This window comes from Mitsuaria sp. TWR114, assembly GCF_007997345.1.
In genome coordinates, this window is record NZ_VOSR01000908.1 from 1 (window position 1) to 632 (window position 632).

Below are 632 nucleotides of genomic sequence, written 5' to 3' on the forward strand. Positions count from 1 at the left end.
CGGCGCGCTGCGCGACGCCCTGCACGCGCTCACGCCGCAGTTCCTGCTGCTGTACGGCGACACCTACCTGGACATCGACCTGCGTCGATTCTTCAACGCGCACCTGGCTTCCGACGCCAACGCCACGCTGTTCCTGCACCCGAATGACCATCCCTACGACTCCGACCTGGTCGACATCGACGACCAGGGGCTCGTACGCGGCATCCACCCCTATCCGCATCCGGAAGGGCAGGACCTGCGCAACTTGGTGAACGCTGCGCTCTACGCCGTCCGCAACGAGTCCCTGACCACGGTCACGCCCGCGACCGGCAAGGCCGACATCGCCAAGCACATGTTCCCCGCAATGCTCGCCGAAGGTCTGTGCCTGCGCGGCTACGTCACGCCGGAGTACATCAAGGACATGGGCACCCCGGACCGCCTCGACAAGGTCGAGCGCGACATGAGGTCGGCCTGCCGGAGCGCCTGTCCTGGCGGCGGCTGCGCAAGGCGGTGTTCCTGGATCGGGACGGCACCTTGAACCGCGAGGTGAACCATCTGAAGTCGCCCGACCAGATCGAGTTGCTACCGGGTGTCGGAGAGGCAGTGCGACAGCTCAACCGTGCGGGTGTGCTCGCTGTCCTGACGACCAACCA

At 66.3% G+C, this 632-nt stretch carries 1 protein-coding gene; it reads left to right on the forward strand.

Annotated elements, in window-relative coordinates; genetic code table 11:
• On the forward strand, window positions 1-517 hold a 517-nt coding region (locus tag FUT87_RS29470), incomplete at its 5' end, for a hypothetical protein (protein WP_222617294.1).
• Between the last annotated feature and the right edge of the window lie 115 nt (window positions 518-632).